Source organism: Micromonospora sp. NPDC048063, from assembly GCF_043202855.1.
Taxonomy (GTDB): Bacteria; Actinomycetota; Actinomycetes; order Mycobacteriales; family Micromonosporaceae; genus Micromonospora.
On record NZ_JBIDBG010000001.1, the window covers coordinates 420,350 to 440,973 of the forward strand.

Genomic DNA, 20,624 nt, shown 5'->3' on the forward strand with positions numbered 1-20,624 from the left:
AGGAGGAACCCGACATGCGCAGGATCATCAACTCGACCTACCTCACCCTCGACGGCGTCATCGAGGACCCGGCGTGGACCATGCCGTACTTCGACGACGAGGCCGCCGCCTTCGCCGGTGCGCAGACCGAGGCGGCCGACGCCCTGCTCATGGGCCGGCGCACCTACGACGGCTTCGCGGCGGCCTGGCCGAACATGGACGAGAGCGACCCGAGCACCGGCGCCGCCTACTTCAACAACGTGAAGAAGTACGTCGCCTCGACCACCCTCACCGACCCGGAGTGGAAGAACAGCGAGGTGCTGCGGGGGGACCTGATCGAGGCGGTCACCGCCCTGAAGGCCCAGGACGGCAAGGACATCCTGATGTACGGCTACGGCGTGGTCACCGACGCCCTGGTCAAGGCCGGCCTGGTGGACGAGGTGCGGTTCTGGATCCACCCGGTCCTCGTGGGTGGCCCCTCGGTGTCGGCGCCGCTGTCCGACGCGCGGACCGCGCTGACCCTCACCGACACGAAGGTCATGAAGAGCGGCGTGATCATCGCGACCTACACGCCGGCCGCCGCCTAGGCAGGAAGCGGCTGGACCAGGGCCCGGGCCTGACCCGGGCCCAGGTCGTGCCCGGCCCGGTACGCCGCGGCGAATCCGTCCGCGCCGAGCGCCGCGACCAGCCGCGCCGTCGTACGGTCGATCTCGTCCTGCTCCGCCGGGGCGACCGGCGCCTGCGCCGCGACCCGGGCGGCGTGCGCGGCCCCGAGGATCCGCGCCCCGACCTGCGGGGTCGGGGCCGCCGACGCGAGGCCTTCCAACGCACCGCAGGCGTCGCGCGGCGCGTCGATGGCGACGGACACGTCGAACGCCCGGGCGTGCAGCGCCAGCGCGCGGTCGCCGTCGCCCTCCTCCGCGACGGCGTACGCCAGCTCGGCGAGCACCATCGGCAGGAACAGCGCGTCCTCTCCGCCCTGCGCGACCAGGCGTTCCAGGTGGGTGGTGGCGACGTCGAGCTTGCCGTCGCGGCGGGCGGCGATGCCGAGGCTGAGCTCGGCGAAGACCTGCGCGGACGGCGAGTCCTGCTCGACCGCCAGCCGGTACGCGCGCTCCGCCAACTCCCGCGCCGCGCTGTGGTCGCGGGTCTGCACGGCGAGCCAGGCCAGCCAGGACAGCTTGGACCCCACCTCCGGCCACAGCCCCAGTTCCTCGGCCCACCGCAGGCCCTGGCGGTGCAGGGCGGCGGCCCGCTCGTGGTCGCCGGTCAACTCGGCCAGCCCGCCCAGCCAGTCGGTCGCCTGCAGCCGGCCCCAGTCGTCACCCAGCTCGGCGAAGAGCGTGGCGGCACGGGTACCGGCGCTCTCCAGCGCGGCGACGTCGCTGGCGGCGTGGGCGAGCATGGCCCGGGTCAGACACACGGCCGCCTCGACCCAGGGGTCGTCTCCGGCCGCGACGGCCCGGTCCAGCAGGTCGGCGCTCCGCGTCCGGTTGCTGTTCTCCAGGAGCGCGGCAGCCACGAACCAGGTGGCGCGGCCGTCGGCCTGCCCGGCGACTGCGGCGTCGACCTCGGTGGGCGGGACCGGCTCACCCCTCAGCAGCGCGAACCCGACCCGCCACACGGCCGCCTCGGCGCGCGCCGCGGCGTCGCCGTCGAGCGTCAGGGCCCGGTGGGCCTCGGTGAGCCGTCCACGGAGGAACCAGTACCAGGTCAGGGCGTTGGCCAGGCGCAGGCCACCGCCGTGGGCGAGGGCCGCACGAAGGTTGCCGGTCTCGGCGTCCAGGCGGGCCAGCCACTCGCGCTGGCCGGGGCCACGCAGCAGCGGGTCGGCGCGCTCGGCCCACCGCGTCCAGTACGCGGCGTGCCGCGCCCGGACCGGGTCGGCGGGGTCCAGGCGCTGGAGGGCGTACGCGGCGACCGACTCCAGCAGGCGGTAGCGCGGCACCACGCCGGACTCGTCCAGCACCAGCAGCGACCGGTCGACCAGCCCGGACAGGACGTCGACGTCGGCGTCGCAGACCGCCTCGGCGGCTTCCGCCGGGCAGCCGTCCGCGTGCACGGCGAGCCGGGACAGGACCGCCCGCTCGTGGTCGGTGAGCAGGTCCCAGCTCCAGCCGATCACCGCGGTCAGGGTGCGCTGCCGGGCGGGGACGTCCCGCTGCGTCGTACCGAGCAGCCGGAACCGGTCGTCCAGCCGCTCGACGACACCGGCCAGACCGAACGCGCGTACCCGCTTCGCGGCCAGCTCCAGCGCGAGCGGCAGGCCGTCCAGGCGGCGGCAGAGCTGCGCGACGGCCGGCGCGGTCCGTTCGTCCAGGTGGAAGCCGCGTTGCTGCGCGGCGGCCCGGGCCGCGAACAGCCGGGCCGCCGCGGACCGGCGGACCGCGTCGAGGTCCGACTTCTCGGCGGGTACGGGCAGCGGCCCCACCTCCCACAGCAGCTCACCGGCGAGGCCGAGCGGTTCCCGGCTGGTCGCCAGCACCGTCACCTCCGGTGCCTGCCGCAGCAGCCGGGCGACCAGCGCGGCGGCCGGCTCGACCACGTGCTCGCAGTTGTCCAGCACCAGCAGGGCCCGCCGATGCCGCAGCGCCGCCACCAGATGGTCGTCGGCGGTGACGCGGCTTCCCGCGATCTCGTGGACGTCGAGCGCGGCCAGCACCAGGTCGGCGACGCCGGTCTCACCGGGGCGCAACGCGGTCAGGTCGACCAGGTGCACCCCGTCGGGGAACGCCTGCTCACGGGCGACCTCGGTGGCCAGCCGGGTCTTGCCGACCCCACCGGGACCGACCAGCGTGACCAGCCGCTGTCCCGGCACGAGGGCACGCAGCTCGGCGAGCGCTTCGGCGCGGCCGACCAGCTCGTCCAGCCGGGCCGGCATGCTGTTGCGGATCCGCGCGGCGGCCGGCGGCGGACGCAACGCGGTGTCCTGCTCGAGGATCCGCCGGTGCAGCGCGGTCAGGTCCGGGCCGGGGTCCAGGCCCAGCTCGTCGGCGAGCCGGCGGCGCAGGTCGGCGTAGCTGTCCAGGGCCTCGGACTGCCGGCCTGACGCGTACAGGGCCCGCATGTGCAGCGCCCGTAGCCCCTCCCGCAGCGGGTGCCGGGTGACCAGCTCGGCCAGGTCGGCGGCGACCAGCGCGTGCTCGCCCCGGGTCAACCGCGCCGACGCCAGCTTCTCGTGCACCACCAGCCGGGCTTCGGCGAGCCGGGTGACCTCGGCGCGCACCCACTCCTCGTCCGCCACGTCCGCGTACGGCTCGCCCCGCCACAACCCCAGCGCCTCGGTGAGGCTCTCCACGTCGTCCTCGGCGGCCAGCGCGACGAACCGGTCGGCGTCCACCGCGTCGGTTCGCAGCACGTACCCGGGCGCGCGGGACTCGACCAGGTCCCGGGCACCGGGTTCGGCGTCGTCGAGGGCCTTGCGCAGCTGCGACACGCGCACCTGGAGAGCGCCCGCCGCGTTGGCGGGCGGGGCGTCACCCCAGAGGTCGTCGACGAGCCGGCCGGCGGAGACCACCTGGTTGCGGTGCGCGAGCAGGTCGGCCAGCAGCGCCCGCACCTTGGCGCCTGGCACCGTGACCGGCGCGCCAGCGTCCGTGGCAACGGCGAGCGGCCCGAGGACGCCGAAACGCATGCCGGCCACCCTACCTGCGGTAAGCGGGTCGTAAGCGGCGTGGCGCAGGCTGACGCCATGGCGTACGCACCCGTGAACGGTCTGTCCATGTACTACGAGTCGCACGGCGACGGGCCCGGCCGGCCGCTCGTGCTGCTACACGGCGCCCTCTCCGGCATCGGCACCTCGTTCGGCGCGATCCTGCCGCTGCTGGCGAAGACCCGGCGCGTGGTCGCGGTCGAGTTGCGGGCCCACGCACGCACGGCGGACAGCGATGGCCCGCTGTCGGTCGACGGTTTCGCGATCGACGTCGTCGCCCTGCTCGACCATCTCGACGTCGCCGTGGCGGACGTGTTCGGGTGGAGCCTGGGCGCGGCCGTGGCGCTGCGGCTGGGCACCGATCACGCACACCGCGTCGGCCGTCTGGTGCTGGCCTCGGTGAGCTTCGACGCCACCGGCCTGCATCCGGGGCTGCTGGACGGCATCCAGCACCTCGAACCGGAGCACCTGCACGGCTCGGAGTTCCACGACGAGTACGTGCGCACCGCCCCCGACCCGGCGGCCTGGCCCACCCTCGTACGCAAGATCAAGAAACTGGACGCGGACCCGCCCCGGTGGCCGCCCTCGGCGATCAGGGAGCTGGCCGCGCCGACGCTGCTGGTCCTGGCCGACTCGGACATCGTCCGGCCCGAGCACGCGGTGGAGATGTTCCGGCTGCTCGGCGGCGGGGTGGTCGGCGACCTGACGGGCCTGCCGGCCGGCCGGCTGGCGGTCCTGCCCGGCACCACCCACACCACGGTGCCGCAGCGCGCGGAATGGTTGGCCCCGATGATCGACGAGTTCCTCGACGCGTAACGGCAGCTCGTGACCAGGATCGTTGTGAAAGTGGGCAGGTGGCTTGTGGAGTTCGGGGTGTCAGGGGTTGATGGTGTGTTCGGTGAACTGGCCGCAGGAGCGGAATCCCAGGCGGCGGTAGACGGGCTCGCCGTCGGTGGACGCCTGCAGGACCGCGATGTGGTGGTTTCGGTCGCGGGCCGTGTGGAGTGCGGCGAGTGTGATGGCACCGCCGTAGCCGCGTCGGCGGTGGGCGGCCAGGGTGGAGATGTTGTAGATCCCGGCAACGCCCGCGTGATGAAACACTTCGGCCGAGCAGACCGGACGGCCGTCTACGTAGCCGACCAGGTAACGGGCCGGACAGTGCCCGGCCAGGGCCTGCGGGGCGGCCTGGGTGAAGAAGCGGCGGACGGTGTCAGCGGGCGGGGTCCAGTTCGCGGCGAGAACCGCGGCGTAGTCGGCGAGCTGTTCGGGCGTGGCCACCGTCTGGATGTCCAGTCCTGGGGCAGCGGGCAGCGGCAGGGTGTCGTCCAGCTCGGCCCACATCGCCGTCTCGCGTTCGGATGCTGGCAGACCAGCCGCCGTCAGGCGGGCGGTGAGGTCCGGTGGCCTCGAGGCGGGCCCCACCCACCAGGAGAAACGGCGGCCGGTGCGAGCCAGTGTCCGGGCGGTCTCAGTGATACGTGCCGTAGCAGTGGTGGCGGTGAAGCGGGCCGCGGCGACGATGTTGAAAGTGTCGTCGTCCAGGCTGCTGTCGGCGACCAGGAGGTCATCAGTCTCCGTAACGGTCGCACCGCTCATGCTCCGATGCAGGTGACAGGCATGTTCCGCCAGATTCTGCTCCATCCTGTCCGTCAAGTCGGCGTCATTGAGAAAATGGACATTCATAACGAATTATCCCAGCATGACTGGGCGTAGATTGCACGTGATTTTGAATCGCTCGCCGACAGTGTCACGCCGGCGATAAGCACATTCGAGACACGTCCTAAACCAGTCCCGTCATGCCCCGATCGTGCCACCCGCTACCGGCGGGGCCGGCGGCGACGCTGAGGCCGGACCCGGCACGGCCGGCATGTCGGACATCGACCCCGCCGGGTTCGCCGACGCACTCCGGGGCAGCGGGTAGGGCGCGCCCGGCACGACCCCGCCTGGGTACCCGGGCCAGAGCGGAGCTGCTTTCGCGATCCGGTCCTGCTGGGCGGCGGAGATCCGGCGGATCAGCACGATGAAGGATGCGCCAGCGACCAGACAGGCGACTGTGGGGATCACCCGAGGGCCCAGCGCCTCCTGGTAGTAGCGGACGTACGTGGCGAACTCCGTCTCGCTGCGGGGCCACTCGGTCAGCCGGCCGTACCGCTGTTCGTCGCGGAGACCGACGATCCGGTCCCCGGCGGTGAACACCAACCACGTCGTCCACCAGACCCCGACCAGCACCGGCGTGTTCCGCCGCCAGAGGCTGTCCCGGGCCACGTTGGCCACGACACGGGCCGGCACGACGAGGTTGGCGAACGGGACCAGCCAACCGGCGATGGCCCAGGCCGGGCTCAGCGTCGGCAGGGCTCCCGGGAATGCCGCCAGGTTCGTCCGCACCCGCCACGTCCAGATGATCACCAGCACCGCGGCGGTCAGGAGCGCCAGCGCGTAGACCAGGGTGAGTAGCCCCTCGGCGACGGCCGCGCCCAGCAGCAGGTCGCGGTCACCCCGCTCGGCGGCCGTGCGGGCCATCCGTACGCCGAGCACGGGGAACAGCCCGCTCGGCAGGTAGAGCAGGCTGGCCGCGCCGACCGCTGTCGCGGCGGCCGTGCCCAGGCGCCGGACGGGGTACGTGGGCACTCCTGGAGTGATTGCCGGCTGACCGAGCGGTGTGCCGCAGCGCTGGCATTCGTTGAAAGCCGGGGACGTGGCGTCCCCGCAGGTCTGGCATTGCATGTTGACCGTCCAGGAAGGCGGTGAGAGGCGACGGGCGCAGACTAGACGATCACGCGGTGGACGGTGACCCCGCGTCGCGCGGCGTGGAGGGGGCGTACCGGATGCTGGTGCACACCGCGATGCGTTCGACGTCAGTGAACGATGACCAGATTGGCCATGTCGACCACAGGCCGGTAGCCGAGAGTGGCGTAGATCTTGTTGGAGGTCGGGTTTGCCTGGTCGGTGAACAGGCACACCCGCGCACCCTCGGCCTGGATCCGCCGGGAAACCTCAGCGACCGCGTTGCTGGCCCAACCGCGCCCGCGCTGGGCCGGCGGCGTGTACACCGGGCCCACGCGCGCGACCCCGAACGACGGTGGGTTGGCGCCGGTGAGGTGCACCCGCTGCCCAGTCTCGTCGACCCAGAACCAAAACTGCCCGCCCTGCAGCCGGCGCAGCATCTCCGCACGGTCGGGTACCTCGTTGGCACTGGCACCGCGCTGACGGCCGGCCTGTTCGTCGGCGTCGCCCATGAACGCGCCGAACCACTCCGTAACCAGTTCCAAGTCGTCCTCGGTCGCCGCCTCCAAGCCACCGGGCGCACGCGCCGGCCACACCAGCTCACCGAGCTCGTGCAGCCGCGTGTGCAGATTGACCTGGACTCGGCCCCCGCCGAGTCGGGCCAGCTCAGCGGCGCACAGCTCAGCGGCAGGAAGGGCGCCGTTGACCGCGAGCACCTGCTCCCCGCGCTCGTGCAACGTGTGGGCCAAGGCCACTGCCGCCTCGTCAGGCATCGGCAACAGGAATGGCGGATAGGGTGCGAACGGCGCCGTCCGCATCCCGGCACCGACCACGGCGCCGGACTCGTCCCTGATCACCAGCCACCAATTGCGGTCGGGCTGCGCGATCCCGGCGGCGCGCTGCGACAACAGTCGGTGCGCAACGGTGGTCACGACCGTGCTGACCACCGGGTCGGCGGCCAGGTAGTCGCCGGCCGCGGCAAGAAACTCACCTGGATCGGTGTGGAACTGTAGGTGCGGTCCGGTGATCGGGATTGCGCTCATTTTCGTAAGCTATCCGCCGCCTCGCCCCAGCGGCACCTGGATTCTGCGCCGTCGAGAACGTGACTGTTGAGCGACCGTGCCGCCGTACGTGGCGAGCCGGCGCTTCACGAGGGGCTTGTCCGTCCACAGCGGCGATCCAGGAGAGCATCCGCTCCCTGCCGCTCTCAACGTATATCGCACCCGGGGGCTTGTGGCAAGACCCGGGTCGTGCCACAGAATTGCCGGCCGAGGCCAGCAAGCGGCCTCAGATCGGAGCTATACGTGAACCCGCTGACCACCAGCGCGTTTGATCTTCCCGACAACCTCTCTGCCAAGGCCGATCCCAAGCTGATCGCCGCCGACGAGCAGCATTTCGCGGCCATCGCGGAAAGCCTCGAGCAGTCGATCGCCGACCTGTCCGGCCGCCTCGATGCCGCACGCAAGGCGCCCGGCGGGATGGGCCGGCGGGCGATGGACCGGGACGAGGAGATCTACCGGCTGACCGCTCGCCTACGCGCCCTGCGTCGCTTCGGTCTGGACCTGTGCCTCGGACGCATGGTCGGCCCGGACAACTCCGAGCCCGTGTACGTCGGACGATTCGGCCTCACGGACGGCGCGGGTCGCCGGCTGCTGCTCGACTGGCGTTCCCCGGCGGCGGAGCCGTTCTTCGGGGCGACCCATGCCAACCCGATGGGCCTGGCAAGCCGCCGCAGGTATCGCTGGACCCGTGGCCGGATCAGCGACTACTGGGACGAGGTGTTCACCTCGGACGGGCTCGACGGGCACGCCGCGCTCGACGACCAGTCCGCCTTCATCGCCAGCCTGGGCGGCACCCGGTCGCCCCGGATGCGCGACGTGCTCGGCACCATCCAGGCCGACCAGGACGCCATCATCCGTGCGGGGTCGAGCGGCGCGCTCGTCGTCGACGGCGGTCCGGGCACCGGGAAGACCGTCGTCGCTCTGCACCGCACCGCCTACCTCCTCTACGCCGACCCCCGCCTCGGTCACCGCCGGGGCGGCGTGCTGTTCGTCGGTCCGCACGAGCCCTACCTGGCCTACGTCGCCGACGTCCTTCCCAGCCTCGGCGAGGAGGACGTGCAGACCTGCACCCTGCGGGACCTCGTCCCCGAGGGTGCCACGGCAACCGTCGAGACCGACCCGGACGTGGCCCGGCTGAAGTCGTCCGCGGACCTGGCGAAGGCGATCGAGGCGGCCGTCAGGTTCTACGAGGAGCCGCCGGCCAAGGGAATGACGGTCACGACCGACGAGTCCGACATCTGGCTGAGCGCCGACGACTGGGCCGAGGCGTTCGAGGCGCCGGGGCCCGGTACCCCGCACAACGAGGCACGTGACGAGATCTGGGCGGAGTTGCTCACCGTCCTGGTGGACAAGTACGACGGCGACGAGCCGGATGACGTGGTCCGCAGGTCGCTGCTGCGGAACAGGGAGTTGCGCACGACCTTCCACCGTGCCTGGCCGCTGCTCGACCCGGCCGACCTCGTCGCGGACCTGTTCTCAGTCCCCGCCTACCTGCGCAGGTGCGCTCCCTGGCTCGGCCCCGACGACGTACGGAAGCTGCAGCGCGGCGACGCGCGGGCCTGGACGGTGTCCGACCTGCCGCTCCTGGACGCGGCGCGGCAGCGGCTCGGCGACCCGGAGGCGTCCCGGCGTCGGCATCGGCGCGACACCGCCGTCGCCGCCCAGCGCGAGCACATGGCCAGGGTCGTCGACGACCTGATCGCATCCGCCGCGTACGACGACGGCGAAGGCCTGATGACAATGCTGCACCAGCAGGACCTGCGGGACGCCCTGGTCGACGAGACCGGCCTGCCCGGCGCTGATCGAGACCCGCTCGCCGGCCCGTTCGCGCACATCGTCGTCGACGAGGCTCAGGAACTGACCGACGCCGAGTGGCAGATGCTGCTGCTGCGCTGCCCGTCGCGCAGCTTCACCATCGTCGGGGACCGCGCCCAGGCCCGGCACGGATTCACCGAGTCCTGGCAGGAACGGCTCGAGCGGATCGGGCTCGACCGGATCAACGTGGCCTCCCTGACCATCAACTACCGGACGCCGGAAGAGGTCATGGTGGAAGCCGAGCCGATCATCCGGGCCGCGCTTCCGGACGCCAACGTGCCGACCTCCGTCCGCAGCAGCGGCATCCCCGTCGTACACGGATCCGCTGCGGATCTGGACTCGGTCCTCGCCACCTGGCTCGCCGCGCACGCCGAGGGGACCGCCTGCGTCATCGGCGATCCCACGTTCCGGGCGACGTCCCGCGTCCGGTCGCTGACCCCGGAGCTGTCGAAGGGGCTCGAGTTCGACCTGGTGGTCCTCATCGACCCGGAGGCGTTCGGCGAGGGCATCGAAGGAGCGGTCGACCGCTATGTCGCGATGACCCGAGCCACCCAGCAACTCGTCATCCTCACGAGCCCTGTCGGGCATCCCGGAGCGGAAGTCGTCGACTAACGGGCGGTGGCGCCAAGCGCTGACCGGTGGGCGGTCGGGCCGGATCGGACCTGTGGTCCGCCCGATGCAGTCATTTGCCGCGAGGCGGTTGCCCGCCGCCGTCGTGGCGTGGTGGCAGGATCTCCACATATGGAAGGTGTTCTGCTCCGTCGAGCTGCCCAACTCCTCGGCAGCGCCCGCCGTGTCGTCGTCCTCACCGGCGCCGGTATCTCCGCCGAGAGCGGTGTGCCCACCTTTCGTGACGGTCTCACCGGCCTGTGGGCGCGCTTCGACGCTCAGCGGCTCGCTACCGCGGAGGCGTTCCATGCCGATCCAGACCTGGTCTGGGGCTGGTACGAGTGGCGGCGCGCGCGGGTGTCCCGAGCCGAGCCCAACCCCGGTCATCTGGCGATCGCCACCATCCAGACCCGGGTCCTCGACAGCACCGTCATCACCCAGAATGTCGATGACCTGCACGAACGGGCCGGGACCCGGGCGCCGATCCATCTGCACGGCAGCCTGTTCGCACCCCGCTGCATCGCGGCGGCCGCCCATCCGGCGACCTTCGAGGGCACATCGGACGGCGAGCCCGCGCAGCCGCACGAAGGTCGCCGGATTCCACCGCCGCGGTGCGCGTCCTGCACAGCGCTCGTCCGCCCGGGAGTGGTGTGGTTCGGTGAGCCACTGCCCGAGGCGGCGTTGACCGCGTCGGTCGAAGCGGCCGTTGCCTGCGACGTGCTGCTGACGGTCGGCACCTCCGGTGTCGTGCACCCGGCCGCCGAGATCCCCCGGGTCGCGGCACGCTCGGGCGCTGTCGTGATTCAGGTCAACCCGCAGCCGACCCCACTCGACCGGCTCTGCGCCATCAACCTGCGCGGCACCGCGGCACACGTCCTCCCGGCCCTGGTCGCGGCCGCGTGGGAGGAGACCGACGAGGAATAGCGGCGGCGGGCCAGATGCCGGCTCACCTCCGCAGTCGCAAGCGGCCGGTGTGCCACCTCACCACCGCCGTGCCTCGCGCACTTCCACTTGCCAGCGGCGGTGTGCGGGTCCAGCCGCAGGCCGGCGGTCCGGGCGAGCGCCCAGTCTCGGTGTCAGAACGGATCAGCGTACCGATGCTCCCTCACGTGGTCGTAGATCTCGCGCAAGCACGGCTGACGGACCTCGGGCAGTCGCGCCAACGTGGAAAGGAACACGTCGGAGTCGGGTCGGAACGGCCCGAACGGCGTCAGTGCCGGAGGGTCGTCGCGACGGGCCTCGTCGGGCATCGTGCCGGCTCCCGGAACGGGCCGCCGGTCGCGGTGGAAGGCCAGATGCGCCCAGACGTCCCAGGACAGCGGCACGACGTCTGCTGCCCCGGACGGCGCCCAGTGCTCGCCGGTCTGCGGGTGTTGCGGGACGAGGGCGATGTCGGTGGCGATGGCAGGCAGGCCCGGTCCGACCAGGGTCAGTGCCCGGGTCTGCGGTCCGGGCGGGAGCAGAGCGTCGAGGGCTCGGCGGAAGGTGTCGGCGACCAGGCCGTCGGGGACAGTTACCCGGGTACCGGCCGACACGGCCAGCAGGCGGGCCAGCGCTGACCCGACGGCGGCGGCCCACAGCGGGCTCCACTGCCCCGGCGGCTCGACCGGTGGAACACCGGGCCGTCCCTCTCGAAGGTCCTCCCAGCCGGCTGGCCGACGTGGGGAGGCATCGGCGGTAACCCGGCGGATCGCCCTCGGGTCCAGCCACACCTCCTGCCAGAATGAGCAGTCGTCGATGCGGGTCGCCACCGGCCGTCCGCACCGCGCACACGCCAGATTGGGGCCGTCTCGGCCGTCCAGGCCGCAGCAGTAGCCGCCGGACCGTTCCGGAATGAAAACGGTGCCCCGGACGTCGCCCGGCGCGACCACAACAGCTCCTCGTGGCCCCGACGACAGGGCGTACACCGGCGCGTACACGCCACGGGCTTCCGCCTCATCTGCACCGACGTCGGCCCAGGGGCACCACGGCGGCCCGAGAGGCTCGGGGTTCACCGCGTACGTCCCGGGTTCCATCAGCACGCCGAGCAACCCGTGGCCGTACGACTGGCCCGCGTGCACAGGAAGCGCTACCCGCGACACCGGCACGGTCAGCGTGGCACCACAAGCCGCACACGAGAACACCGTCATCGCGCCTCCCGAGTGCTCGCCGCCACACTATCCCGCGGCGCGGCCCACTTCGGATCGCCGTCCACCGGCAAGGCCAGGTGCGAGCTTGTGCCGCCTGGCGGGTAGCCGGTGTCGACGTGACCCTGGCCCGCACCCAGCCGAGATCGCCGGGAAACGGCAGCCGTCACAGGCGGAAGACGCGTACGACGAGTGGGGTGTCGATCAGGGTGTGCGGCGCGATGGCGTGATAGGCCCACAGGTGCACCCAGGCGTTGCCGGTCCGCACGGTGAGGAACGCCTTGAACATCCCGGGCAGCGTGTACACGAGCAGCACCAGGCCGATCGAGGCGGCGGTGTCCTCGGCGGACGCGTAGCTGGTCCAGGCGTCACCGAGGTGCAGGGCGGCGTAGGTGAGGCCGCCGAGCGCCACCGCGCCGACCCGTCCGGTGAGCCGGGCGAGTCTGGGCACGACCAGCGCCTGCACGAAGACGAGTGTCGGAAGGCCGGTGCCCAACAGGTAGAGGACGAAGGTCAACGGCACGCCCGACGCCACCTGTCCCGCCGTCAGCGTGAGGATGGCCGAGCTGAGGCCGAGCAGTTGGGTGACCGACTCGATCGCCAGGACGACACCGATGACGGTCAGGTCGCGGCGGCGGTTCGCGCTTCGCAGACACAGCGCGGTCGTGTCGTATCGGCGACGGAACCACAGGTACGGCAGTGCGGCGTAGACGGTGGCGTTGTACGCGGCCCAGCCGAGCACTTCGGCCGGGCCGAGATGGTCCTCGCCGCCGATGAGCGTGCCGGCGAGGTGGAAGCTGATGGCGTGCCACCCCAGCGCGTGGCCGAGTGCCGCGCCGAGCAGTTGGGCCATCAGCCCGTACCCCATCAGCCCGAGGAGCTCGCGGCGCGCGGTCGGTGTCGTGGGCGCGCGGGCGGCCACGTCGACGGCGGCACGCCGGGTGAGCAGCCAGACGATTGCCGCGAGCACCACGACCTCCACGGCCGCACTGACACCGATCTGGCCGAGCGCGTTCTGGTACGACTGTGTCACGTTGGCAAGTTAACACGACTGTGTTAAAAAGAGCCATGCCAAAGATCGTCGACGTTGAGGCCCGCCGTGCCGAGCTGGCCGAGGCAGTCTGGCGGGTCGTCCGGCGCGCCGGCCTGGCGCACGCATCGGTCCGCAACGTCGCGCGGGAGGCCGGTCTGTCAGCCGGATCATTGCGCCACTCGTTCCCGTCGCAGACGGCGTTGACGGTCTTCGCCATGCGGCTCGTGGCGGAACGGATCCAGACCCGGATCGAGGCGATCGACGTGACCGGTGACCAGCTCCGGGTCGTGGAACGCTCGATCGCCGAGATGTTGCCGCTGGATGCCGACCGATTGGCTGAGTGTCAGGTGTGGCTCGCGTTCTCCGCGCAGTCGCTGGTGGATCCGGCGCTGCGGCCCCTCAGCGTCGAGATGCACCGCCTGCTCCGCCAGGCCTTTACCAATCTCGTCACACGGATCGCGGGACCGGACGTCGACCGTTCCTTGGAAGCGCGACGGCTGTACGCGCTCGTCGACGGGCTCATCCTGCACACGGTGCTGCACGGCGAAAGCCCTCGCCGCGCCCGGGCGGTCGTCAAGGCGCATCTCGCCGCACTCGCAGCCACCTCGACCACGCCATCGGGCACCACCGCCTGACCGGTGAACGTCCCAGGAGAGGAAGAATCCATGACCATCGAACAGCCCGCCGACGTTGTCGAGCGCCGGCGTGACCCGAAACGCTCCCTGAGTATCCGTGCCACCGTGCCGGTGGCTCGGTTGGCCGAGGCCCAGGGCGAGCAGCTCACGTCGCTGATCAGCCACCTCCGCGCTTCCGGCGTCGCACCGGCCGGCGCGCCCTTCGTCCGTTACCACACGTTCGGCGACGACAAGGCCGACCTGGAGACCGGCATTCCGGTCGGTGACGATGCCGACGGCACGGATCGCATCGCCGTCACCGAGCTGCCCGGCGGCACCGCCATCAGCACGTGGCACCTCGGTGCGCACGACCGACTCGCCGAGGCGTACGCGCGGCTGGAGGCGTGGCTCGGCGAGCACCAGCGCACGCCGGCCGGTCCGGCATGGGAGGTCTACACGTGGATCGACCCGACCGAACCGCTGGACCCGTCCGCCTGGCCGAGCCCGACCGAGTGGAGTACCGAGATCGTGCAGCCGGTCCGGCCCGCGTGACCGACGGCCTGATCTCTGCACCACGCGGGCGCGACCGGGCGGGGTTGCGGCCACGGAGCGGTGTGCGACCTGCTCGTGATGGGCGCGTCGCATGGACAGGGCAGGCCACCGTCGGTTAGCCGGTCTTCCTGGATCGCCGCGTTGAGGAGCGGCATGTCCGTAGGCCGAAGCCTGCCCGACCGCCATGATCGGGCCGGCCTCGGCTGACAATTCGGCCTGCTTCGATCAACCGCCGCCGCCCTCGGCGGCGGGACCCCGGCCACCCGGCCGCCGATGCTCTGCTGTGACCCAAGTCACCGTTTCGCCTTTTATTCCGACGCGCCTGACCCTCCGCAGTGCCCTCGGACGGGCCGGACCTGCGACTCCCGCAGGTTCGCCTTGGAGGTCCCACCCGGCCCTGGCCCCCAGCACCCCGCCGCCGGGCCGATGTCGTGTCGGTCACTACTGTTAGCGTGCCCTGCGTTGTCATTCGTGGCCGATTCCTCACGAAATCTGGCTAATTTGCCACTGCGGAGGGTATTCCTGATGGGCTGGCTACCGGTGGGAGACTCGTACGAGATCTCTCTCCTGGACGGAAAGGTGACGGCGCGGGCCACAGGCCCGCGAGCCACCGGCCGTCCACTGAAGACTCTGCCGAAGGTGCTGCGGGACACCCCCGAGGTGGACCGGTTGCGCCAGCTCGCCCAGTGGCTGGACCGGCACACCGCGGAATGCCTGACCCGGGTCGACGCCTGGGTGGTGTCCTCGCTGCCGGTGCCGACCGGGCTGCTGGCCCGGGTCTGGCCGGACCCGGCCTGGCGGGAGGCGCTGCGCGACCTCGTGGTGCTCGGGGACGACCCGGCCGAGCCGGGCTTCCTGCGGGACGTCACCGACACCGGTGACCTGCGCGTGGTCAACCTCGACGGGGAGACCGTCAGGCTCTCGCCGGTCAGCGCCACGCTGCCCCACCCGGTGCGCCTGCCCGACCTGGCAGACCTGCGGGAGTTCGCCGACGAACTGGACGTCGCCCAGCGGGTCGAGCAACTGCACCGGGGCACCTGGGGCAAGCCCGCCGACCTGAAGGACCGTGACACCACGATCACCGACTTCCGCGGCACCACGGTCCCCAACCGGCTGGCCGCCCGGGCCGCCACGCTCGGCTTCCGGGTCTCCGGCTCGCAGGTCAAGTGCCGGGTCTGGGAGGCCGGACGCACGGTCGAGGCTGCCATGTGGTTCGACGAGGACTACTGGGACTCCGAGGCGACTCTGGGCAACCTCTCCTGGTCGGTCGTGGACGGACCGACGCTGCGGTTGACCGACGTCGGGCCCGTGGCCTGGTCGGAAGGAATGCGGATGGCGACGGCCCTGTCCGGCGCCGTGACCGGAACGGGGAAGAAGGCGTGACCGGGATGACGACCATGTCGGGCGAGGACTCGGCCGAGAGCCTGCTCACCGCCGGCGCGGTGCTGCCGATCGACACCGCCGGGGCCGGCGACCGGGCGGTGCCCCTCACCGCCCGCACCTACCGGCACCCGGCCCTCGACGACCGGCCGGTGGTCCGCCTGGTCGACGCCGCCCTCGGCGAGGGCGAGGACATTGCTGTCGGGTTCCTCGGCCTGGCACCGGGTGCCGAGCCGGCCGTCGTCGGGCTGGGCCCGCGCCGCCCGTTGGCCTTCCCGGAGTGGGTGCTGGTGCACCACGCGGCGGACGGCCGGCACGCGCTGGCGGTGGTGCCGGAGTTGCAGAAGCTGGCCAAGCAGGTGCGGTCGCGGCCGAAGGCCGCCCTGGACGGGCACCAGACCCTCGCCGACCGGTTCGCCCGTACGCTGCCGCACTTCCTGCCGACGTTCTTCGAGCAGGCGGCACGGGTGTTCCTGGCCGCCGGGCAGGACACCTACGCGACGCAGCTGTTCAACAAGGCGCGCAAGGCGGAGGCGCAGCACGGCCTGCCGGTCGACCTGCACCGGCTGGACGAGGTCTACCTGGAGTTCGCGTCGGCCAAGGTGGTGTCCGCGACCGCGTTGGCCGGCTACGCGAAAGAGCTGTCCGCCCAGTTGCCGGCCGACGAGGCGCTGGACCGGTTCTGCCGGCTGGCGCTGCGGGCCGCGGCTGCCGGCGTGGTTCCGTCCGCGCAGTCGGCCACCGCGGTGAACCGGCTGGTCCGCACCGCCACCAAGGCCGCCGGCAAGGCCAGCGCCGCCGTCGCCGACCGTGAGGCGGCCTACCTGGCCGAGCTGCTCCGGCTGCCGGTGGCAGCCGAGGCGCCGGCCGGCTGGTGGAAGGCGCACCTGCCGGCGGTGACGGCGCTGGCCGGCCGAGACCCGGCGATCCGCGGCAGCCTGCTCGACCTGATGCCCGCCGACCGGGACAACCTGGTCGCGTGGCTGGCTGTGCTGACCGACACCGGTGCGCTCGCCGGGCTGTCCGAACCGGACGTGCCGGACACGGCCCGCCCGCAGGACGGCTCCGTCGGCTGGCTGCGCCGCTTCGTGAGCCGGGCCGGCTCCGGGTACCACCGCCGACGGGTGCCGGAGCTGTACCCACTCGTCGAGCGGATGGCCGACCGGCTGCGCGCCGAACTCGCCGACAGCGGCGAGACCCTCGCCGCCGACGGCGACCTGGACCTGCTCGACCTGCTGCTCGCCCTCGACGTGCCGGTGGCCCCGCCGAAGGAGCGCGAAGCCTTGGACCTGGCGCAGTGGGTCAGGGTTGGGGGAGAGCGGGATCTGCTCGCCGTGGCCGGCGACGACCGGTTCAGCCGGGCCCTGCGCCGCGGCCTCGACCAGCTCGACGACCAGCAGGCCGCCCTGCGCCGGCTGGCCGGGACGCCGGGCATCCGGCCGTTGCTGACCGACTGGCTGCGGGCCCGGATCCGCGACCGGTTCGCGACCGGACTGCCGTACCTGCCAAAGTCGGTGGACTGGTTGGGCAGCCTCCCGGTCGAGGCGCTGCGCCTGGTGTCCGACGACCTCGACCGACCCGGTGACCCCGGTCAGGGCGGCGGCCTCAGGCAGGCCCTGGACGTTGACCTCGCCGAACACGTCGCCCGCAGCCTGCGCGGCGGGATCATCGACGAGCTGGGCTGGCCGGACTGGGAGCTGGCCTGGCAGGAGGTGACCAGTGGGGACCGCAAGGTCGAGGTGATTCGGCAGGAAGCCTGGCCGTACGTGATCCTGGGCGGGCCTACGACGGTGCGGGTGCTCGGCGCCGAGGGCATCGTGCTCCGCCACGACCTGCGCATCCCGGCCGGCGACATGTGGGGTCAGCCCGGCTACCACTACGTCGACGGCCAGTTGCTGGTCTACTGGCGTTCCGAGGCGCTCGGCTACGAGCTGCGCGGCTACTGGCACTCGTCGCCCGGCGAGCCGCAGCCCATCCAGGGCCGTCGTCACGGCAGCCAGCCCCGCACGAACGAGATCACCCTGCCGCTGGCCGGCGGCGGGCGGACCACCGGCGGCGGCGTGCTGCACGTCGGTGACACCGTTGTCCCGGAGGAACTGCCGGTCATCACCGACGGCACCTCCCACTGGGTCTACCGCCGCAGCGAGGATGACGGCACCTACGGCTGGCGCGAGTACGACGCGGTCAGCAACTCCCACGGCCGGCGCAGCCTGCCGCGGTTCCTGGCCGACCTTCCGGTCCACGGAAGCCACCTCCAGGAGTCGGCGAGCTGGCTGCGGCCAGCCCTGTCCGACCGGGCCACCCCGGCCGCCGTTCCGGTGGACGGTCTGCTCGGCTGGCGGGTGGTCACCCTGCCCGACGGCTCGGTACGCGGCGAGGACCTGGCCGGTCGTACCGTCACCGTGGCCTCGGGACAGGAGCCGGTCGCGGCGCTGGTGCTGCCCGGCGACGACCGGCCGCGGGCCGTCCTCGACGGTTTCGTCCTGGTCGACCCGGACGGGGTGGTGTCGGCCGCCGGCAGCGGGGGCTACAACCCCGCCGCGCTCCCGCTGCCGGAACGGAAGTTCCTCGGCAACATGCTGCCCCGGGATCCGGCCGGCTCCACCGCCCTGCGCCGGGTGGACCGGGACACCGCCACCATGCTGCTCAAGGTCGCCCTCGACGAACGCCGCGCCGCCCTGGCCGAGAAGGCCGCGCGGGCCGCAGCCCGCGCGGCAACCGGACCCCGGTTGACCGCTGCCACGCAGGCCATCACCGGCCTTCCCGTCGCCGTCCCGGCGTCCATGGTCGGCACACCGGCCGGCACCTCCAGCACCGGACCGTCCACCGCCGACGCGGACAAGGACGCGCTGGTCGAGCTGGTCCGCTCGACGTTGCCGGCGGTCAGCCACGACGCGGTGCTGGCCGGGGTGGCCGGGGTGCTGCGGCTGGCCGCCCGGGTGCGCACCGACCTGGACGGGGTGACCGAGCGCCTCACCAGGTCGTTGTCCGCGCCGAAGGCGGTGGCGCCGGTGGCCACCGCGACCGGACCCACCGACGAGCAGCTCAACATGGCGCTGGACGGTCTGCGTGGCTCAACCTACGGGGTGACCCGCTTGGCCCGCGCCTTCACCCAGTTCCAGGCGTTCGCCGCCCAGCGGTCCGCCACCACCGGGAGCGAACCCGCCGTACGGCTGCATCTCGACGGACCGTCGCTGCCGGCCGCGCTGGACTGGTGGTCCCTGCTCGGCGGTGTCGCGGCCGTCGCCTACCGGGCCGTCGCCGCGGTCACCCCGGACGAACACCGGGAGACGCTGCGCGCCCTGCTCACGGAGCTGGACCGGCTCGACCTGAGCACGGTGGCCGAGCCGGCCCGGTGGCGCCGGTTCAGGCTGCACCTGCTGGACGACGACCTGAACAATCCGGACGGCACGCGCCGTTCCCCCCGGCCGGGCATCCTGCCGCTGCCCGACGGGGCCTTCATCGCCGTCCTCAACTACAGCGGCACGACCACCGGCTACCACTTCGACGCGCTGTACCACGACCCGGCCGGCGCGTTCGCCGTGCCCGAGCCGTACACCGTGATGTTCTCGGCGCCGGTCGGGGACGAACGGGCGGCCGGCTGGCTGGGCGGTTTCCTCACCGAGTGGGCCGCGCGCGGCCCGCTGCCCTGGCGGCCGGAAGCGGCCGAGCGGTTCGCCGAGCTGACGGGTGTCACCCCCACCGCCGCGAAGCTGGTGCTGGCCGGCCTGCCGTACCTGGACTCGTCGACCACCGTGCCGACCGAGCTGCGCAAGGCGCTCGGGGTCAAGCAGGTCGGCGAGGTCAAGCTGGCCTTCGGGGTGCTGGACGAGGCCAGCCCGGAGGTCCGGCGAGCCGTGGTCTCGGCGCTGCTGCCGGACGACCCGGCCCGGCTGTGGGCCGACGGTCCGGACGTGGCCGCCGCCGCGGCGGTCTGGAACGCCGCCCTGGGGCGCCGGGTGGTGGTGCCCGAACAGTTGCTCGCCGAAGCGGTGCGCGCCATCCGACACGGCTGGGGACCCGCGAAGGCGTTGCCGGCGCTGCTCGACCCGGCCCGTTCGGTCGAGCTGAGCACCGACCTGGCCTTCCAGATCAAGGGCGACCGGGCCCGGCAGGTCGACGGCCGGGCAGTGGGCTTCACCGGTGAGGTGCTGCGCTCCACGATCGCCCTGGCGGCCTGGGTCGCCCACCACACGCCGGCCGGCGACCCGTGCCGGGCCGCGCTGCCGGCCGCGCTCGCCGCAATCCGGGACCGGCTGGCCAACCCCGGCCTGCTGCTCGACCTCGACCAGTACGTCTCCCTGCCGGACTTCCAACAGGTGGCGGGCACCCCGTCGGAGACCGGCCCTGGCTGGGAACGGTACGGCGCCATCGTCCTGGCCACCTACGACAGCCAACCGTCGCCCGCGTTGCGGCCGGACCTGCTCGACGCCGACGGGACGGACCCCTACCTGCCGGCGCTGCGGCGGGACGCGGCCAAGCCGTACCCGATGGAGGTGGCGCTGCGCCTGGTCCGTGACCCGCGGTTCGCCGCGCTGCTCGGCGATCCGGGGGAGCCGGGCGGCGGCGCGCGGGCGGCGGACGGGGCCTGGTGGCCGCAGGATCCGACCCGGTCGGTGCCCGACCTGGTCGCCGAGGCGGCCGGGGAACACGGCCTGGGCGCCGACGCGGCGGCGGTGTACCTGATGCTGCTGGCCATGCCGGACCCGACCGACCGCAACACGGCGAAGTGGACCGGTTGGAAGCCGACCCGGCTGAAGACGGCCCGCGCCGAACTGGCCGGCACCGACCTGGTCATCGAGGCCAGCCGGTCCCGGGCCGGCCGGTCGCTGTTCCTGCCCGGCCCGTGGCTGGAGCGCGGCAGCGGGCAGGCACCGATCGAGGGCTGGAAGGTCGCCCTGTTCGACCTCGCGCCCGACGGCACGGCCGGCCTCGGTGTGACCGTGCCGTTCGAACCGGTCGCCGACCTCTACCGGCGGGCCTGGCAACGTCTCCGCGACGGCGACCGGCCCCGGTTCGACAACCTGCCCACCCGCCGCTGACCCGACCCGGAGGGGGGTGGTGCCCGCGACGACCGAC

The 20,624-nt window shown here is 72.7% G+C and carries 14 protein-coding genes; 8 read left to right on the forward strand and 6 right to left on the reverse strand.

Features of this window, described 5'->3' with window-relative positions; translation table 11 throughout:
• Positions 1-14 precede the first annotated feature (14 nt).
• Positions 15-566, forward strand: a complete 552-nt coding sequence (locus tag ACGFZ2_RS01980; RefSeq protein WP_393449106.1) for a dihydrofolate reductase family protein — start codon at positions 15-17, stop codon at positions 564-566.
• Here ACGFZ2_RS01980 and ACGFZ2_RS01985 read toward each other — a convergent pair.
• Positions 563-3,613 carry a BTAD domain-containing putative transcriptional regulator gene (locus ACGFZ2_RS01985; protein WP_393449109.1) on the reverse strand — a complete coding sequence of 1,017 codons (3,051 nt, stop codon included), beginning with the start codon at positions 3,611-3,613 and terminating at the stop codon, positions 563-565. The genes ACGFZ2_RS01980 and ACGFZ2_RS01985 overlap by 4 nt on opposite strands.
• Before the next feature lie 57 nt (positions 3,614-3,670).
• Between ACGFZ2_RS01985 and ACGFZ2_RS01990 the strand changes: the two genes are divergently transcribed.
• Positions 3,671-4,447, forward strand: coding sequence for an alpha/beta fold hydrolase (locus tag ACGFZ2_RS01990; RefSeq protein ID WP_393449112.1), 777 nt, complete (start codon positions 3,671-3,673; stop codon positions 4,445-4,447).
• Positions 4,448-4,507: 60 nt separating this feature from the next.
• On the opposite strand, the gene ACGFZ2_RS01995 is transcribed toward ACGFZ2_RS01990, so the two are convergent.
• The 3 genes from ACGFZ2_RS01995 to ACGFZ2_RS02005 form a co-directional block, all read right to left on the reverse strand.
• Complete coding sequence (locus ACGFZ2_RS01995; RefSeq protein WP_393449114.1) at positions 4,508-5,314, reverse strand: GNAT family N-acetyltransferase; 807 nt, start codon at positions 5,312-5,314, stop codon at positions 4,508-4,510.
• Positions 5,315-5,425: 111 nt separating this feature from the next.
• Positions 5,426-6,259, reverse strand: coding sequence for a DUF4328 domain-containing protein (locus ACGFZ2_RS02000; RefSeq protein WP_393449117.1), 834 nt, complete (start codon positions 6,257-6,259; stop codon positions 5,426-5,428).
• Positions 6,260-6,486: 227 nt separating this feature from the next.
• Entirely contained in the window at positions 6,487-7,398 is a 912-nt protein-coding gene (locus ACGFZ2_RS02005) for a GNAT family N-acetyltransferase (protein WP_393449120.1), read from the reverse strand.
• A gap of 270 nt (positions 7,399-7,668) precedes the next feature.
• Between ACGFZ2_RS02005 and helR the strand changes: the two genes are divergently transcribed.
• Both helR and ACGFZ2_RS02015 read left to right on the forward strand, forming a co-directional pair.
• On the forward strand, positions 7,669-9,843 hold the full coding sequence (helR, locus tag ACGFZ2_RS02010) for an RNA polymerase recycling motor ATPase HelR (protein ID WP_393450192.1): 2,175 nt from the start codon (positions 7,669-7,671) through the stop codon (positions 9,841-9,843).
• Between the two features lie 129 nt (positions 9,844-9,972).
• Positions 9,973-10,764 (forward strand): NAD-dependent deacetylase, encoded by a 792-nt coding sequence (locus tag ACGFZ2_RS02015; protein WP_393450195.1) that lies wholly within the window; start codon positions 9,973-9,975, stop codon positions 10,762-10,764.
• Between the two features lie 152 nt (positions 10,765-10,916).
• Here the strand turns inward: ACGFZ2_RS02015 and ACGFZ2_RS02020 are convergent, their stop codons facing one another.
• Positions 10,917-11,591 carry a hypothetical protein gene (locus ACGFZ2_RS02020; RefSeq protein WP_393449123.1) on the reverse strand — a complete coding sequence of 225 codons (675 nt, stop codon included), beginning with the start codon at positions 11,589-11,591 and terminating at the stop codon, positions 10,917-10,919.
• A 541-nt stretch (positions 11,592-12,132) separates the two neighbouring features.
• On the reverse strand, positions 12,133-12,999 hold the full coding sequence (locus tag ACGFZ2_RS02025) for a hypothetical protein (RefSeq protein WP_393449126.1): 867 nt from the start codon (positions 12,997-12,999) through the stop codon (positions 12,133-12,135).
• A gap of 35 nt (positions 13,000-13,034) precedes the next feature.
• Here ACGFZ2_RS02025 and ACGFZ2_RS02030 point away from each other — a divergent pair, with 35 nt between their 5' ends.
• From ACGFZ2_RS02030 to ACGFZ2_RS02045, 4 genes are all read left to right on the forward strand, one after another.
• A complete protein-coding gene (locus ACGFZ2_RS02030) occupies positions 13,035-13,634 on the forward strand; it encodes a TetR/AcrR family transcriptional regulator (protein ID WP_393265761.1) in 600 nt (199 codons plus the stop codon).
• A 30-nt stretch (positions 13,635-13,664) separates the two neighbouring features.
• Entirely contained in the window at positions 13,665-14,165 is a 501-nt protein-coding gene (locus ACGFZ2_RS02035; protein ID WP_393449129.1) for a GyrI-like domain-containing protein, read from the forward strand.
• 525 nt (positions 14,166-14,690) lie between these two features.
• Complete coding sequence (locus tag ACGFZ2_RS02040; RefSeq protein WP_393449132.1) at positions 14,691-15,548, forward strand: DUF4132 domain-containing protein; 858 nt, start codon at positions 14,691-14,693, stop codon at positions 15,546-15,548.
• A 5-nt stretch (positions 15,549-15,553) separates the two neighbouring features.
• Positions 15,554-20,587, forward strand: a complete 5,034-nt coding sequence (locus ACGFZ2_RS02045; protein WP_393449135.1) for a hypothetical protein — start codon at positions 15,554-15,556, stop codon at positions 20,585-20,587.
• The last annotated feature ends 37 nt before the right edge of the window (positions 20,588-20,624 follow it).

Coding starts and splice junctions, on each gene's coding strand:
- ACGFZ2_RS02040 (WP_393449132.1), top strand. CDS start 14,691: ATGGGCTGGCTACCGGTGGGAGACTCGTACGAGATCTCTCTCCTGGAC.
- ACGFZ2_RS02005 (WP_393449120.1), bottom strand. CDS start 7,398: ATGAGCGCAATCCCGATCACCGGACCGCACCTACAGTTCCACACCGAT.
- ACGFZ2_RS02030 (WP_393265761.1), top strand. CDS start 13,035: ATGCCAAAGATCGTCGACGTTGAGGCCCGCCGTGCCGAGCTGGCCGAG.
- ACGFZ2_RS02035 (WP_393449129.1), top strand. CDS start 13,665: ATGACCATCGAACAGCCCGCCGACGTTGTCGAGCGCCGGCGTGACCCG.
- ACGFZ2_RS01990 (WP_393449112.1), top strand. CDS start 3,671: ATGGCGTACGCACCCGTGAACGGTCTGTCCATGTACTACGAGTCGCAC.
- ACGFZ2_RS01985 (WP_393449109.1), bottom strand. CDS start 3,613: ATGCGTTTCGGCGTCCTCGGGCCGCTCGCCGTTGCCACGGACGCTGGC.
- ACGFZ2_RS01980 (WP_393449106.1), top strand. CDS start 15: ATGCGCAGGATCATCAACTCGACCTACCTCACCCTCGACGGCGTCATC.
- ACGFZ2_RS01995 (WP_393449114.1), bottom strand. CDS start 5,314: ATGAATGTCCATTTTCTCAATGACGCCGACTTGACGGACAGGATGGAG.
- ACGFZ2_RS02045 (WP_393449135.1), top strand. CDS start 15,554: ATGACGACCATGTCGGGCGAGGACTCGGCCGAGAGCCTGCTCACCGCC.
- ACGFZ2_RS02015 (WP_393450195.1), top strand. CDS start 9,973: ATGGAAGGTGTTCTGCTCCGTCGAGCTGCCCAACTCCTCGGCAGCGCC.